Origin of the sequence: Tumebacillus lipolyticus, assembly GCF_042682745.1 — a bacterium.
GTDB lineage: Bacteria > Bacillota > Bacilli > Tumebacillales > Tumebacillaceae > Tumebacillus_A > Tumebacillus_A lipolyticus.
Genome location: NZ_JBHUIO010000011.1, coordinates 573,064 through 587,668, shown reverse-complemented (window position 1 = coordinate 587,668; position 14,605 = coordinate 573,064). Strand labels below are relative to the sequence as shown.

The 14,605-nt window shown below is 54.2% G+C and carries 13 protein-coding genes; 8 read left to right on the top strand and 5 right to left on the bottom strand.

What is annotated here, in order from left to right:
- Positions 1 to 3: 3 nt before the first annotated feature.
- The 3 genes from ACFSOY_RS19080 to ACFSOY_RS19070 all read right to left on the bottom strand — a co-directional run bounded on the left by ACFSOY_RS19080 (position 4) and on the right by ACFSOY_RS19070 (position 3,498).
- Positions 4 to 2,544 carry an FtsX-like permease family protein gene (locus ACFSOY_RS19080; RefSeq protein WP_386049407.1) on the bottom strand — a complete coding sequence of 847 codons (2,541 nt, stop codon included), beginning with the start codon at positions 2,542 to 2,544 and terminating at the stop codon, positions 4 to 6.
- Positions 2,545 to 2,616: 72 nt separating this feature from the next.
- The gene (locus ACFSOY_RS19075) at positions 2,617 to 2,988 is read right to left on the bottom strand and encodes a hypothetical protein (protein WP_386049406.1); all 372 of its coding nucleotides are present in this window, start codon (positions 2,986 to 2,988) and stop codon (positions 2,617 to 2,619) included.
- 195 nt (positions 2,989 to 3,183) lie between these two features.
- A complete protein-coding gene (locus tag ACFSOY_RS19070) occupies positions 3,184 to 3,498 on the bottom strand; it encodes an antibiotic biosynthesis monooxygenase (RefSeq protein ID WP_386049405.1) in 315 nt (104 codons plus the stop codon).
- A gap of 235 nt (positions 3,499 to 3,733) precedes the next feature.
- Here ACFSOY_RS19070 and ACFSOY_RS19065 point away from each other — a divergent pair, with 235 nt between their 5' ends.
- The 8 genes from ACFSOY_RS19065 to ACFSOY_RS19030 all read left to right on the top strand — a co-directional run bounded on the left by ACFSOY_RS19065 (position 3,734) and on the right by ACFSOY_RS19030 (position 11,733).
- Positions 3,734 to 5,302: a helix-turn-helix domain-containing protein gene (locus ACFSOY_RS19065; RefSeq protein WP_386049403.1), complete on the top strand. Its 1,569-nt coding sequence runs from the start codon at positions 3,734 to 3,736 to the stop codon at positions 5,300 to 5,302.
- A 139-nt stretch (positions 5,303 to 5,441) separates the two neighbouring features.
- Positions 5,442 to 6,008: a nitroreductase family protein gene (locus tag ACFSOY_RS19060; RefSeq protein ID WP_386049401.1), complete on the top strand. Its 567-nt coding sequence runs from the start codon at positions 5,442 to 5,444 to the stop codon at positions 6,006 to 6,008.
- Between the two features lie 14 nt (positions 6,009 to 6,022).
- Positions 6,023 to 6,976 (top strand): ABC transporter permease, encoded by a 954-nt coding sequence (locus ACFSOY_RS19055; RefSeq protein ID WP_386049399.1) that lies wholly within the window; start codon positions 6,023 to 6,025, stop codon positions 6,974 to 6,976.
- A complete protein-coding gene (locus ACFSOY_RS19050) occupies positions 6,966 to 7,913 on the top strand; it encodes an iron chelate uptake ABC transporter family permease subunit (protein ID WP_386049397.1) in 948 nt (315 codons plus the stop codon). Before ACFSOY_RS19055 ends, ACFSOY_RS19050 begins: the two co-directional genes overlap by 11 nt.
- On the top strand, positions 7,910 to 8,671 hold the full coding sequence (locus tag ACFSOY_RS19045) for an iron ABC transporter ATP-binding protein (RefSeq protein ID WP_386049395.1): 762 nt from the start codon (positions 7,910 to 7,912) through the stop codon (positions 8,669 to 8,671). Before ACFSOY_RS19050 ends, ACFSOY_RS19045 begins: the two co-directional genes overlap by 4 nt.
- Before the next feature lie 72 nt (positions 8,672 to 8,743).
- Positions 8,744 to 9,712: a siderophore ABC transporter substrate-binding protein gene (locus ACFSOY_RS19040; RefSeq protein WP_386049394.1), complete on the top strand. Its 969-nt coding sequence runs from the start codon at positions 8,744 to 8,746 to the stop codon at positions 9,710 to 9,712.
- Positions 9,713 to 9,962: 250 nt separating this feature from the next.
- On the top strand, positions 9,963 to 10,907 hold the full coding sequence (locus tag ACFSOY_RS19035) for an ABC transporter ATP-binding protein (RefSeq protein ID WP_386049393.1): 945 nt from the start codon (positions 9,963 to 9,965) through the stop codon (positions 10,905 to 10,907).
- Position 10,908: 1 nt separating this feature from the next.
- On the top strand, positions 10,909 to 11,733 hold the full coding sequence (locus ACFSOY_RS19030; RefSeq protein ID WP_386049391.1) for an ABC transporter permease: 825 nt from the start codon (positions 10,909 to 10,911) through the stop codon (positions 11,731 to 11,733).
- Positions 11,734 to 11,773: 40 nt separating this feature from the next.
- Here ACFSOY_RS19030 and serA read toward each other — a convergent pair whose 3' ends face one another.
- Together serA and ACFSOY_RS19020 are read right to left on the bottom strand one after the other, a co-directional pair.
- Positions 11,774 to 13,366, bottom strand: a complete 1,593-nt coding sequence (serA, locus tag ACFSOY_RS19025; RefSeq protein ID WP_386049389.1) for a phosphoglycerate dehydrogenase — start codon at positions 13,364 to 13,366, stop codon at positions 11,774 to 11,776.
- Positions 13,359 to 14,525, bottom strand: coding sequence for a pyridoxal-phosphate-dependent aminotransferase family protein (locus ACFSOY_RS19020; protein ID WP_386049388.1), 1,167 nt, complete (start codon positions 14,523 to 14,525; stop codon positions 13,359 to 13,361). The genes serA and ACFSOY_RS19020 overlap by 8 nt, the downstream gene beginning before the upstream one ends.
- Positions 14,526 to 14,605 lie beyond the last annotated feature (80 nt).

Here is a 14,605-nt window from a genome sequence, read left to right as displayed (position 1 = left end):
AAACTAGTGGAGTTGTTGGGCACGTCTTCTCAGATTTGATAAAGCGACGATCAGTAGCAATAAAACCCCTCCGAGCAATGCCCCTGTTTGCAAAAGGGGTGTAACCGGAAACTTGTCAAACAATATGCGAAATGATCCAAATCCAATGAGGAGTGCCAAAGAACAGCCAATGCCAAAAACGAGAAGCAGTTCATTGACGATCAGCTTGGTAATATGCGAGACGCTCCAACCGATCACGCGCAAGATGTAGATCTCTCGATCTCGCTTGGCGACCAGAGCGCGGCTGGCTTCAAAGAGCCCATACACGACCATCGACATCGAAGCAAAGATGATCAGCCATTGCGACGCATTGCTCGCTGCGTTTACAGCTGAGCCAAGGAAGGTCGTACCAATGTTTTGATTGCTTGCCAGAACTAGATTGAACGTGAAAAGAGCCACCGCCCCTGATATAGCAATCAACAGGATATTCCAAGCATTGTATTTGAATTGCCCTTTAAAATTCCCCCAAGAGATGCCCAAGATCGAGTGAAGTTGAGTCTTATTTTGCTTCCACTCCGCATCCTTTCCAAGTTTTAGTTCACTCTCTTCCATCCGTTTTACTGTGAGGAATACGGTGAGGAGAAGAAGCCCGGCGATCAGGAGCTGTACACCAATGCAGATCAGCCAAAAGGAGGGGAACTCGATAAATGCGCTCAAAATAGCCATCAGCACCAATGAAAGCAAGAAGCCAGCACCGGCCTTTATCACCCACTCAAGCATGAGCATTTTAGAAATATCACGCATGCTCCAGCCGATAGCTTGTAGGATTGTAAACTCTTTTTTTCTCAACAAAAACAGCGTCTGAGTGTGTACGGTCGAGTAGAGAATCGTAATGATGGCCATTGCAACTGTCACCCAAATCGAAAGCTGGTTGACCGCTTCTTTAATCTGAGTTGCAATTCCAAGCGTCGTCCATACTTCTTGAACAACCCCGACTGCGGGACGGTCACCAACTGCTGGAATGGAAACGCGAACGTTTTGCTTGGAAGCACCGGCGATAACATCTGTGTGCAATCCAGTTGTTTTTTGAATTTGTTCAGCGACCTGAAGTATCTTGGCTTCTGCGTGCTCGTCATACTTTTCGATGCCCGAAACGCGCACCCGTATGGCATCGATCGGAGTATCACCTTTTAAATATTCTGCTGCTTCTAGGTTAGTAAGCGCGCTTGCTTGAATCGGCAAAAAAGTGTCCGGAGTGATGTCTTTGGTGAGCAGGTTGTTCACCTGTTCGCCATTCCTGTCGATAATCTGACGGACAGGAGAAAAGGTGTAGATCCCTAACGGACTCGGATTTAACGGGTCATTACCAACCTGTTCTCCTTTGTACTTGCCGACGATACTAAACTTATACAGAGAGATATTCTTTTGTACGTGGTCTTCTGCTAAGCCGTCACGGACAAGTGGACGATAGTAAGTTGTACCGCTTTTTTCGCTGGGGATCAGTTCCAGATCAGACGACAAATCGGTGGAGGGAGCGTAATGCAGTCGATCTGTCTGATAATAAACCGAACTGAGTAACATTGAACTGAGACCACCAGACCCAACACGAACTTTTCCGTCATTTTCGAGTACAAGCTTCTTGACTTGGAAAGGGTCGAGGAATGGGGTGAGATCATAGTGGGTACTCTTATCGGTCGGCGTTTTCAGTGCCTCGGCAAAAAATGGCCCGCCATCCTTTTGTAAATCGTACACTTGCTCTGCCTTTTGCCGCCAAATTTGCGCAGACCCTTGAGGGCTACGCTCTTCTAGGACTACTTTTAGTGGAACTTTGATGTCTTCATTGATCAATAAGGGAATTTGGGTGATATTCTTTGAATCGACTTCTGTTGCTTCACGCGAACCAGAAATGTTTAGCGGTAGACTGGGGAAAATGTTTAACTGTTTCCCCGTGATCAACTCTTCTTGCTCAGGATCGACTGCCACGATGAGGTTATAAATTGCCGGTAATGTAAGGTTAACTTGGTAGTGCTGATCAACGTGTCGAAACTCCAAACTGCGGCTTGGCAAAATCGGAAAGTCCTGAAATGGAAAGCTCATCACATTTGTATCTTGAGCAACGTTGTATTCACTCGCCAAGCCTGTCTCAGCAGAGATGCGAATCGAAGTAGTCTTGACGCCATCAGCAGGCTTGGGGAGATCAACCACAGATCCGCCCGTATCGTTTGTGAAAAAACCTAGAACAGAGACTGGAGCAGCATATTCTACATCAGCTAATACCTTGATCGCATGATATTGTTCGAGAGAGATGCCGCCTTTGCCACCAGTTAGAAAGTTTTCTTCCACAATGTTTTTTGATTTCTCAATCTCGGTTCGAGCAGAGTCGGGGCGAACCAGCAGATCGTAACTTCCTCGGCCAAACTGGGCGATTGACTCATTGGTTGCCAGTTTGGATGATTGCATGCTACTAAGAGCTGAGGGTACGGTTGTAAGTAGCAACGCAAGCAAAAGTACGGAAGTCACGAATAGAGAGGAGGATTTTGCGGTTGCTAAGATATATTTAAACATGTATGTCGCTCCTATCTATTGGTGGAAATAGGTTAACAAGGAGTCAGATAGACTCCTTGTCTTGTAGGAATTTTATTCGTAAACAATCTTTCCGGTTGTCGCAGAATCGCTGAAACCGCCAGAATTAACCACCAATTTAGGATAATATGTACCTGGTGAGTTATAGTAGTAAGACCAATTATCCGAAGTCATGTATCCAACTCTACTCGTGCTATTACCGTCCCAATAGTGCAGTGTGTTTGCATAATAGCCGTTGCCCCCGCCCCAAGAAGCGCTGAAGTTTGCCCCTCTTGCTCCATACTTGCTCACCGTGAATGAAAAGATTCCGACTTCCATTCCGTCTGGTTCTGCCACCGAGACTAGGGTATCATGAGCAGCCATTGTGGGTGTAACTGAGGTTGTCAGTGCAACTGCAAACGCGATTGTTGTTACTATTTTTTTCATTAGGTAACCTCCATACGGTTAATTTTTATTAACTATTTTCTAATGAAAAATATACCACAAAATGATAATTTTGGCAATAGTTGATTCTAAAAAAGATCACCAGCGAGGTCAACACGTCTGGCGATCTTTTTATGTGAAAACTTAACCGCATCTCGCCCCGATCGAGTTCGCTTGCCAAGTGTGTAAGCGAGATCGCTACGCCGTCTTGATCGCCTTTACCTCATACACGCTGCTGTGGGAGCGCAGGATGTACTCGGGACGTCCCTGTTCGCGCGACCGCTTGTGCCCTTGAATGTGCGCGTCGCTCATCTCCCACTCCTTCCAGTGCGCCTTCGATTCCCAGCGGATCAGCACGATCACTTCTTCTTCCCCTTTGCTCGCCTTTTTTACCAGCACGCTCAGATCGAGAAAACCGTTCGATTTTTCTACTGCGCCCTCTTTGCTGAAGCGAGCTACCACTTGATCGGAAAACCCTTCGTTCACCACGATGGTCAATGTCTCAACAAACATCGGTCGATACCTCCAAAAGATTGACTTATGAGGTTCATTTTATTGATAATGATTATCAGTGTCAATTGTTTTGAAACTTGGTCGCTGAGCGCGGCACGCTGCTGCATCCTGCTGGTTGGTTCACTCGACCAGTCAGGGCAGATGGAAAGAAGTGTAGTTGACGTTGATAATCATTATCAACTAGTATGTGCATATCGACCGTACTCGACTGTATGGGAAAAGGGTGAGTTGTAAAATGGTATCGCTTCAGTCGTTCCAAGAGCTTTCACTTCACTACATGGATGCGCAGAAATATAAGCTCGAAAGCCGCCACAGTCTGGAGCTTCCAACTGGCGAGCACTCGATGTTCGGCTTCGTGCTAAAAGGTTCGGTCAAAGTCACGCTGGAAGCGGTGAACGACCGACGGGCAGGGAAGGTGGCGTACGGCGAGGTTTTTCTGATCCCGCCAAACTGTCTGTGCACCCTGCACAATGCGGAAAAACACTCCTCTCGTGTGCTGTTGATCCGCTTTGCCTGGCAGGGGAGACAGCAAGGCCGTTTCAATTGGACAGATGCGGCGCTCGCAGGCGGCAAGGAGCTGCGGCTGTACCATTTCCGCATGCCGCGCGTTCACTACTGGGTGCGCGACTTTTTGAACGATGATTCCCGACAGGAGATCGCACATCACTATCTCGTCCAGTCGCATCTGTATGCGCTGATGGCAGAGTTTGCTGCGTTTCTTGAGCAGCCGCGGAGCGCAGATGACGACCTGATCGAATATGTGGTGCAGGTCAGTCGAAACATGCTGGAGCATTGCGGAGCGGAGATCGACATCGAGGAGATCGCCCGCCTGTCAGGTGCGAGCTCTGCACGCTTCTATCAGGCGTTTAAGCGCTATACCGGGTTGAGCCCGCTCAAGTTTATCACGATGGTGAGGCTGAATGAGTCGCTGCGCACGCTTGCGAACAGCCCGGCTTCGATCAAAGAAGTGGCGCACTCGGTCGGCTACCCGGACGAGCTGTACTTCAGCAGGCTGTTCAAAAAGCATATGGGCCTGTCGCCGACCGACTATGCGGCGAGCGCCAAGGCGCGAGTGGCGATCTTAGGCCCGGTCTTTCGCGGCGATCTATCGGTGCTCGGCATCGCGCCCGTCTTGGAACTGCACCGAGGATGGTATGAAGAGCCAGACCTCGATCAATATGTCAAACAGGTCGAGCAATGTCGGCCCGACCTGATCCTCACACCGCCGGTCTCTGAGGAATTGCACCGGACGCTGTCACAGATCGCGCCCGTCCTGATGATCAGATGGAAAGGGTATCCGTGGAAAGCGCGATTGCTTGAGATCAGCCGCGCGGTTCAGCTGACGAGCGTTGCGGAGCGCTGGCTGGCCAATTTTCAGCTGAAGGTGGAAAACGCGCGCACGCACGTTCGCCAGCTGCTCGGCAGTCTGCCGTTTCTGGTGGTCAGCGTCTTCGAGCCGTTCTTTCGCGTCTACGGCCTCCGCCGGATCAAGGTCAGCGACCTTTTTTATGACGAGCTGTGGGTAACCCCTCCGGCCACCGCTCATGAGATCAGCTTTTTGGATGTTGCGCTGCTGGATGAAGTGGCCGCTTTGGATTGTGAGAACATCCTGTTTCTGGTGCCGGAGTCGCTGTCAGACGAGGAGTGCATCAAGCTGGAGGAGGAGTGGTTGCAGCGAAAGCGCAATCGGCGTGAAAAGCGCTGCATCTTCCTGCGGCATGAAGAGATGCTCCTCTACAACGCCGCGTTTTATGAAGGGCTGGTCGATCAGCTTGTCGATCATCTGATCAGCTACCGGCGGTAAAGGAAAGTCCATATGAAAAAAAGAAACGTCCATTCCTGAAGCGGGCGTTTCATGAAAAAATGGTTGAAGTGATAATGATTCTCATTTTCGATCCGTAACACGCGTCGGCGTGTGCGATCTATACAGGGGGATTTGCAAAATGGAGCTTGCTCAGTTGATCAAAGAAAGACGTTCTGTCCATCTGTTCGAAGACCGTCCTGTCTCGATCGAACTGGTGAAGGAACTGCTCGATACGGCAGTGTGGGTGCCGAATCACAGAATGACGCAACCGTGGCGTTTCGTGCTCGTTCATGGCGAAGGGCGCAAACGGCTGGCAGATGCGGTGCGAACTGGCGCTGAAAGCCGCGAGCGCGACCCGGAGAAAAAACAGGAAGTGGGCGAGCGGCTGTACAACCGCTTCATGTCGATTCCGCTGTTCGTAGCGGTCGTCATGAGTGAGAACCCCAACCCGGCTGTGCGCGAAGAGGATTACGCTTCGACCAGCTGCATCATCCACAACTTCAGCCTGCTCGCTTGGGAGCATCAGATCGGAATGGTCTGGGAGACGTATCCGATGCTCTCCGCACCGGAGTTTCGCGCGGCGCTCGGCGTAGGTCCTGGCGAGCGGATCATCGGCAACCTCCATGTTGGCTATTCGGCAAAAGTGCCGGCGGCGAAGTCGAGAATTCCGGCTGAACAGCTGTTGACCGTCATCGACCAAGCGTAGTTGAGAACATACAGATGAAACTGAGATATTTGGTCATCGCGCTCATCGTACTCTCGATCGCCTCCGTCTTCATCGGGGTTAAGGATATCAGTCCGCTCGATCTGTTCAGCTTGAATGAGGATCAGCTGGAAGTGCTGATGATCAGCCGAATTCCACGTCTGGTCAGCATCATCATCGCCGGCGTCAGCATGGGGATCGTCGGCCTGATCATGCAGCAGCTGAGCAGAAACAAGTTCGTCTCGCCGACGACAGGCGGGACGGACGACTCGGCCAGACTGGGGATTCTCGTCTCGCTGCTCCTGTTCACCAACGCGACTCCGATGCAAAAGATGCTCGTCGCGTTTGTGTTCGCGCTGCTCGGCACGTTCGTTTTTATGAAGATCTTAGACAAGGTGAAGTACAAAGATGCGATCTTCATCCCGCTGGTCGGGTTGATGTTCGGGAACATCATCACATCTTTTTCCACCTTCTATGCGTATAAGTACGACCTGATTCAAAGTCTGTCCGCCTGGTTGCAAGGCAACTTCGCGCTGACGATGAAAGGTCGCTATGAGCTGTTATATGTGAGCATTCCGGCGGTCATCTTGGCTTATCTCTATGCCAACCGCTTTACGATCGCCGGGATGGGCGAAGAGTTTGCGGTCAATCTGGGGCTTAACTACAAGCGGGTTGTCAACCTGGGTCTGGTGATCGTGGCGCTCGTCTCCTCTGTCGTGATGCTGACAGTCGGGACGATCCCCTTCCTGGGGCTGATCATTCCGAACATCGTCACGATGTACCAAGGGGACAACCTGAAGAAAAACCTTCCACACACGGCGGTGCTCGGGGCTGTGTTCGTGCTGGCCTGCGACGTTTTGGGACGGGTGGTCATCTACCCGTATGAAGTGCCGATCGGCCTGACCGTCGGGGTGCTGGGAAGCGGGATTTTCCTTTACTTGCTGATGAGGAGAAGGGCATATGAAGCTTAGAACAAAGATCGTAGTGCTCTCGCTCTTCGCACTGCTGCTGATCCTCCTGTTCCTGTTTATCGGCTTGGGGAGCAACTGGGGATACTCCCTGGAGCGCAGAGCCTGGAAGATAGCGGCGATCGTGCTGACAGGCGTGTGCATCGCCTTCTCGACGGTCATCTTTCAGACGGTTACCAACAACCGCATCTTGACGCCGAACATCATCGGGTTGGACTCGATGTACATGCTGATCCAGACGGCCGTCGTGTATGTCTTCGGATCGACCAACAAACTGCTGGTCGACAGCAACCTGAACTTCATGTTGACGCTCGCGCTGATGATGGTGTTCGCGCTGCTGCTGTACTGGGTGATGTTCCGGCGGGAGGGGAACCACCTCTACTTTCTGCTCTTGGTCGGGATCATCTTGGGCACCCTGCTGGGCAGCATGACCACGTTCTTACAGCTTCTGATCGACCCGAGCGAGTTTCTCGTGCTGCAGGGCAGAATGTTTGCCAGCTTTAACAGCGTGCAAGGGCAGCTGACGGTGATCTGCTACATCGTGGCGATCGCAGTCGGGCTCTACTACATGCGGCTGCACAAGTATATGGACGCGATCTCGCTCGGCAAAGGGCATGCGGTGAACTTGGGCGTTCCGTATGACGCTGTGGTCAAACAGCTGCTGGTGATCATCGCGGCACTGATTTCGGTCGCGACCGCTCTGGTCGGACCGCTGACATTCTTGGGCTTGCTTGTGGCGAACGTGGCGTACCAGTTCATGAAGACGTACCGCCATGCCTACCTGATTCCAGGAGCGATCCTGATCAGCATCATCGCGCTGGTCGGAGGGCAGCTGATCGTGGAGCGCGTCTTCAGCTTCACCACGACGGTGAGCGTGATCATCAATCTTGTCGGCGGTATTTACTTCCTATATCTTCTGCTGAGGGAGAATAAATCATGATCGAAGTCAAGCATCTATCCAAAAAGTACGGCAGCAAAAATGTGATCGAGGATGTGTCGCTTCGCATTGAGAAGGGCAAGATCACATCGTTTATCGGGCCCAACGGAGCTGGCAAGAGCACGCTGCTTTCGATGATCAGCCGACTGCTGAAAAAAGATGCGGGGGAAGTGTTGATCGAGGGCAAGGAGATCAGCACGTGCAAGAGCGAAGACCTCGCCAAGCAGATCTCGATCCTCAAGCAATCGAATCAGATGAGCGTGCGGCTCACCGTCAGAGAGCTCGTCTCTTTCGGGCGGTTCCCCTATTCGCAGGGGAGGTTGACCGCCGAGGATTGGAAGTATGTCGATGAGGCGATCGCCTACATGGAGCTGCAGGAGATGCAGGACAAATATTTGGATCAGCTGAGCGGCGGTCAAAACCAGCGCGCGTACATCGCGATGGTCATCGCCCAAAACACCGAATACGTCCTGCTCGATGAGCCGCTGAACAACTTGGACATGCGGCACTCGGTGCAGATCATGAAAGTGTTGCGCCGCCTGGTCGATGAGTTGGGCAAGACGGTGATCATCGTCATCCATGACATCAACTTCGCCTCCTGCTATTCGGACTATATCGTCGCCTTGAAGGATGGCAAAGTGATCAAAGAAGGCGCGACCGAGCAGATCATCACAACCGAAGTTTTAAAAGAAGTCTACGATATGGACATTCAGATCGAGACGATCAACGGCAACAGAATCTGTGTGTATTTCGATTCATAATTTGGGCGTCCCGCTCTGGCGGATGCTCAAATACCAATAAAAGCAGTTAAAAAAGATGATGGAGTGATTCGAGTGAAGAAGAAATTTAGTTGGGCAGCGCTATTGCTTTGCTTTACCGTTTTCGCAACCGCGTGCGGCACGAACGATGCGAGCAACGCAAATTCGAACAACGGTGGATCGCAAACACAACAAGAGAACAAAGAGTTCACCTTTAAACATAAGCTGGGCGAAACCACGGTGAAGCAAAATCCGCAAAAAGTGGTCGTGTTCGACTTCGGTGCGCTGGACACGCTGGATAAGCTCGGCGTCAACGTGACGGGCGTGGCGCAGAAGAGCGTTCCGAAATACTTGGAAAAGTACAAAGACAGCAAGTATGAAAACATCGGAACCCTGCAAGAGCCAGACTATGAGAAGATCGACCAGCTGAAACCGGATCTGATCCTGATCTCCGGTCGTCAAGAGAAGGCGTATCCGGAGCTGTCGAAGATCGCGCCGACGCTGTATGTCGGGGTGGACACGACGAAATACATGGAATCCTTCAAAGAGAACATGCAGCGCCTGGGACAGATCTTCGGCAAAGAGTCTGAGGTGAACGCGGAGATCGCCAAGCTCGATGCGACGATCAAAAGCGTGAAAGACAAAGCGGATGCGAGCAAGAAAAACGCACTGATCATCTTGGCGAACGAAGGCAAGATCAGCGCATATGGTGAAGGCTCCCGCTTCGGTATCATCCATGACGTGCTGGGCATCCCGGCTGTCGACAAAAACATCAAAGTTTCCACGCACGGCGATGAGATCTCCTTCGAGTACATCACCGAGAAGAACCCTGACTACCTGTTCGTCGTCGACCGCGGCGCTGTCGTAGGCGACTCGGCACAAGCTGGCGCCAAAGCGCTGATCGAAAACGAGCTGGTCAAGAAGACCAACGCCTACAAGAACAACAACATCGTCTACCTCGATCCGGGCTTCTGGTACCTCTCCGGCGGCGGACTGCTCTCCGTCTCCGAGATGATCGACGAAGTGGCAAAAGGCTACAAATAAGCGAAGGTCACAATTGCAAAAAGGCTGTCGACAACCATCTTGTCGACAGCCTTTTTTGCGTTGTCGAAAGGCGATCTCGATCAAAGCGGTAGGTGAAAATTCAGCCAATCGACCGCCTGCGATCATCAGGAGGTCGTAGATGCCCCTCCGCCTGCGGACGGAATGAAAAACGGTCCCGAGGTCGGCGCAGTTGCACTGGATTCTTCTTACAATAAAACCATCAAGTGCAAAGCGCTGGAGGGGGAGACAGATGATGGTGAACAACGTGTATGAGGTCGTCGGGCTGACGAAAGTATACGAGAACAAAAAGGTGGCGAACGAAGAGATCTCGTTCTCGGTCGCACAAGGAGAGGTGGTCGGGGTGCTCGGCCCGAACGGTGCCGGCAAGTCGACGCTGATCAAGCAGATGGTCGGGCATGTCAGCCCAACTGCGGGCGAGATTCGGCTGTTCGGAGTCGATGTGGTGAAGCGGGCAGATCTGATCCCGCAGTATGTCGGCTACTACGCCCAGCGGCCGGCTGCGCTCGATGCGCTGACCGGGTATGAGGCGATCTACTGCACCGGGCGCCTGCGCGGGATGTCGCGGGCGGCTGCCAAGCGGGAGACGGACCGACTGATCGAGCAGCTAGATCTCGGCGAAGTCCGCAAGCGGGAGATTCGCAAAATGTCGGGCGGGCAGCAGCGGATGGTCGGCTTTGCGACCGTATTGATCGGCGAACTGCCCGTGCTGATCCTCGACGAGCCGACCAACGAGCTCGACCCGGAGCGCAGGCGTCAACTGTGGGATCTGTTGGCAGAAAAAAACCGCCGCGAGGGCACGACGATCCTGCTGGTGACGCACAACGTGTTGGAGGCGGAACAGGTGGTGGACAAAGTGGCGGTGATCGATCATGGCAAACTGCTCGCCTATGACACGGTCAGGAAGCTCAAACAGCAGGTGGACAGCCGGTTGCGTCTGGAGTTGACCGTTCAGTCGCACGCGGGCGATCGGCTGGCAGACATGCTCGCCAGCTACGGAACGATCGACCGCCCGGCCGAGCAAAAACTGCGCCTGTTCATGGAGAAGGATCGTGCAGGAGAAGCGTTGCAGACTGTCCTCTCGCAGGCGGGGGAGGCATGTGAAGAATATCGACTCGTGCCGCCGAGCTTAGAGGATGTGTATTTCACGCTGGGTGGAAAGGAAGGTTCGATCTAAGATGAAAGCGACGATGATGGAAGCGATGGAGCAACAAAGGGTACTGCCGCAGTCGGTGATCAAGCGAGAGGGGATTCCCGCTTGGAAGCGCAAGGTGAGCGAAGTGGCAACCATGTGTTGGATGCAGATGTTAGAACTGCGCGAGTCCTGGATGTGGGTGGTGGTGCTGGCCAGCATCTTCCCGCTGACGACGCTGCTCTTTATGAAATTTTTAAATCCGAATCCGACTCCAGAATATATCGTACAAGCGATTGCGGGGAATATGATCTTCGCGGTGATCCTGACCGGGGTGAACGTGATGTCGCAAAACATCGCTTGGCAAAAAGAGCAAGGCCATTTTACCTACTATCTATCACTGCCGATCCACAAGCTATCCTTTATCATCGCCGTCCTGTTCAGAGGATTGCTGAACACGATTCCCTCGGTCGCTGTGATGGCCGTGCTCGGGGCGTTGGTCTATCAGGTCGATTTTCACTACAGTTGGTGGCTGCTGCCGATGTTTCTGCTGGCGATCTACGTCTGTTCCGCGTTCGGCACGATGATCGGCTTCTGGGCGAAAAACCAACAGCTGGCCAACATGATGGGGCAAGTGCTGCTGATGTTTCTCTCCTTCCTGTCCCCGGTGATGGTCACGCTCGACCAGCTGCCCGCTTTTCTGCAGTGGATCTCCTATCTCTTTCCCACCACCTATATCGCAGAAGCGGCGCGCACGCTGTTGCTCAGCGGATATGATGCGTCTGTCGGCTGGAATCTGTTGATCCTGGTCGGATATGCGCTCTGCTTCACCGTCCTGATCACCAAAAAGATCAATTGGCGTACCAAATAGGAAAGGGCGGCTCAAGTTGCGAGCCGCTCTCTCTTCCTATTTAAATTGTCACTTCTCGCACGCGGTGAATGCCCTCGATCGATTCGATCCTCGCGAGCGTGTCCGCGTCGAGAACTTTATCGACCGTCAGGATCATCAGCGCGAGCCCTCCGACTTGACGGCGGGCGACCTGCATCGAAGCGATGTTGACGTTTGCGCCGCCGAGCAGCGTGCCCACCTTTCCGATCATGCCCGGCTGGTCGAGGTGCTCCGTCATCAGCAGTGTGCCTTCAGGGGCGAGATCCACTTTGAAGTCGTCGATCTGCACGATGCGCGGGCCGAGGTCGGCGATCAGCGTTCCGGCGATCGTGACGGAGCTCGTCTCGGTGTGCACGTTCACTTGCAGCAGATCGGCGTAAAGGTCGTGACGAGACGTTTTCGTCTCGGTCAGGCGGATGCGGTGTTGCTCGGCGAGAAACGGCGCGTTGACATAGTTGACCTCTTCGCCGTGATGGTAGCCGAGCAGCCCTTTGAGGATCGAGCGGGTCAAAGGGTCTGTCTGCTTGTCGGCCAGCTTGCCCGCGTAGATCATCTCGATCTTTTGGATCGACCCGGTCGCAAGCGAGGCGGCGAGGCGACCCGCCTTTTCTGCCAGGGTCACATAAGGTGAGATCGTGCGCATCGCTTCATCAGACAGGGACGGCAAGTTGACCGCATTTTTAAACGACTGGTCGCGCAGGATGTGCAGCAGTTCCCGCCCGACGTCGATCGCCACGTTGATCTGCGCCTCTTCGGTCGAAGCGCCGAGATGCGGGGTGATGATCACTTCGTCCAGCTGTACCAGCCGATTGGCGAGCGTCGCCGGCTCCACTTCGAACACGTCGAGCGCAGCGCCCGCCACTTTGCCGCTCTGCACCGCCTCCACCAGCGCCGCTTCGTCGATGATGCCGCCGCGCGCACAGTTGAGCACGCGAACGCCCGGTTTCATCCGCGCGAACTGCTCGCTGGAGAGCAGATGTTTCGTCTCTTTGATCAGCGGGGTGTGCACGGTGATAAAATCGGCACCCTCGACGATCTCCTCGATGCTGGACATGATCACGCCGAGCTTTTCGGCGCGCTCGCGAGTTAAGAACGGGTCGTAGGCCAACACCCGCATGTTGAAGGCGAGCGCCCGTTTGGCCACTTCTGACCCGATGCGCCCAAAGCCTAAGATTCCGAGCGTCTTGCCGTTCAACTCGACGCCGACAAACGATTTTCTGTCCCAATCGCCCGCTTTTAACCGCCCATGCGCTTGCGGGATCTTGCGCGCCAACGAGAGCAGCATCGCAAACGTATGCTCACAGGTGGAGATCGTATTGCCGTCCGGCGCGTTGATCACGATCACGCCGCGCTGTGTGGCGGCCGTGACGTCGATGTTGTCCACGCCGACGCCGGCCCGTCCGATGGCGCGCAGGTTGACGCCCGCCTGAATCACCTCTGCGGTCACCTTCGTCTGCGAGCGCACGAGCAGTGCGTCATAGCTGCCGATCACTTGCAACAGCGTGTCGGGGGTGAGGTCGGTGCGGATGTCGACCGTCACCTCCTCCGCTTCGAGCAGCGAGGCAAGGCCCTGTTCGGAGATCGGATCGCTGACCAGCACGCGAAAGTTAGCCATGATGTACGACCTCCTTTTGTTCCAACCAAACCGCTTGCGCAGCGCGCACGCCTTGTCCGAGCTCGACCTGCACACCGCTTCTGATCAGGCCGATCTCCAGCAGTGCGATCGCTTGCAACAGATCGGCAGGCGAGCAATAGCCCATGTGACCGATGCGAAAGATCTGACCTTTCAGATGCTGTTGCCCGCCGGCGATGGCGAGGTTGCAGTCGTTGCGAAGCGTTTTGCGGAACGCCTCCACATCGAACTCACAAGGTCCGACCGACGTGACGGTTGGCGATGCTGCCGCCTCACTGGTGAACAGCGGCAGCCCGAGCGCACGGATGGCGCTTCGCGTCATCGCCTGCAAGAGCAGGTGGCGGTCATAGATCGCAGTCAGCCCTTCCGCTTCGAACAGCGTCAGCACTTCGGCCAGCGCGAAGATCAAGGTGACCGGGGCGGTGTAGGGCGTGGTGTTCGCCTGCAGCTGCTTGCGGTAGGCGCGAAGATCGAAGTAAAAACGCGGAGCACGACTTTCCTCCACCGCCTGCCACGCTCGTGCGCTCAACGCGAGGAAGGTCAACCCAGGCGGGAGCATCAACGCCTTCTGGGAGCCGGTGACGACGATGTCGATCCCCCACTCGTCCATCGGCAGCTCGACCGCACCGAGCGAAGAGACCGCATCGACGATCAGCAGGGCGTCTGTCGCGCGTACGCGGCGGGCGATCTCCTCGATCGGATGCAACACGCCGGTGGAGGTCTCGCAGTGTGTTGCGAACACCGCTTTCGTATCAGGATGTTCGGCGAGCGTCAGCGCGACCAGCTCCGGGTCGATCTGCTCCCCCCATCTGGCTTCGACCCGCAGCACGGTCGCGCCGTACGCCTCGCCGATCTTCACAAACCGCTCGCCAAAATTCCCCCCGACCAGCACGATCACTTTGTCGCCAGGCGAGATCACGTTGCTGACCGCAGCTTCTAGGCCTGCTGTGCCAGAGCCTGCTAATACCAGCACGTCCTGCTCCGTTTGAAACACGCGCTTCAAGCGGGTGGCAGTCTCTGCGAACAGGCGAGAAAACTCGCCGCTGCGGTGTCCGATCATCGGGCGGTTCATCGCTCGCTCCACCTGGGGAGGAATCGGGGTAGGACCTGGGATGCGCAACATCATTTGCTCTTGAAACATCTCGTTCATCTCCTCATCGACCGTTGTTTTTATGAACAGCAAAAAATCCTCCCATCCCTTTCCGCACCTGCTCATAGCTC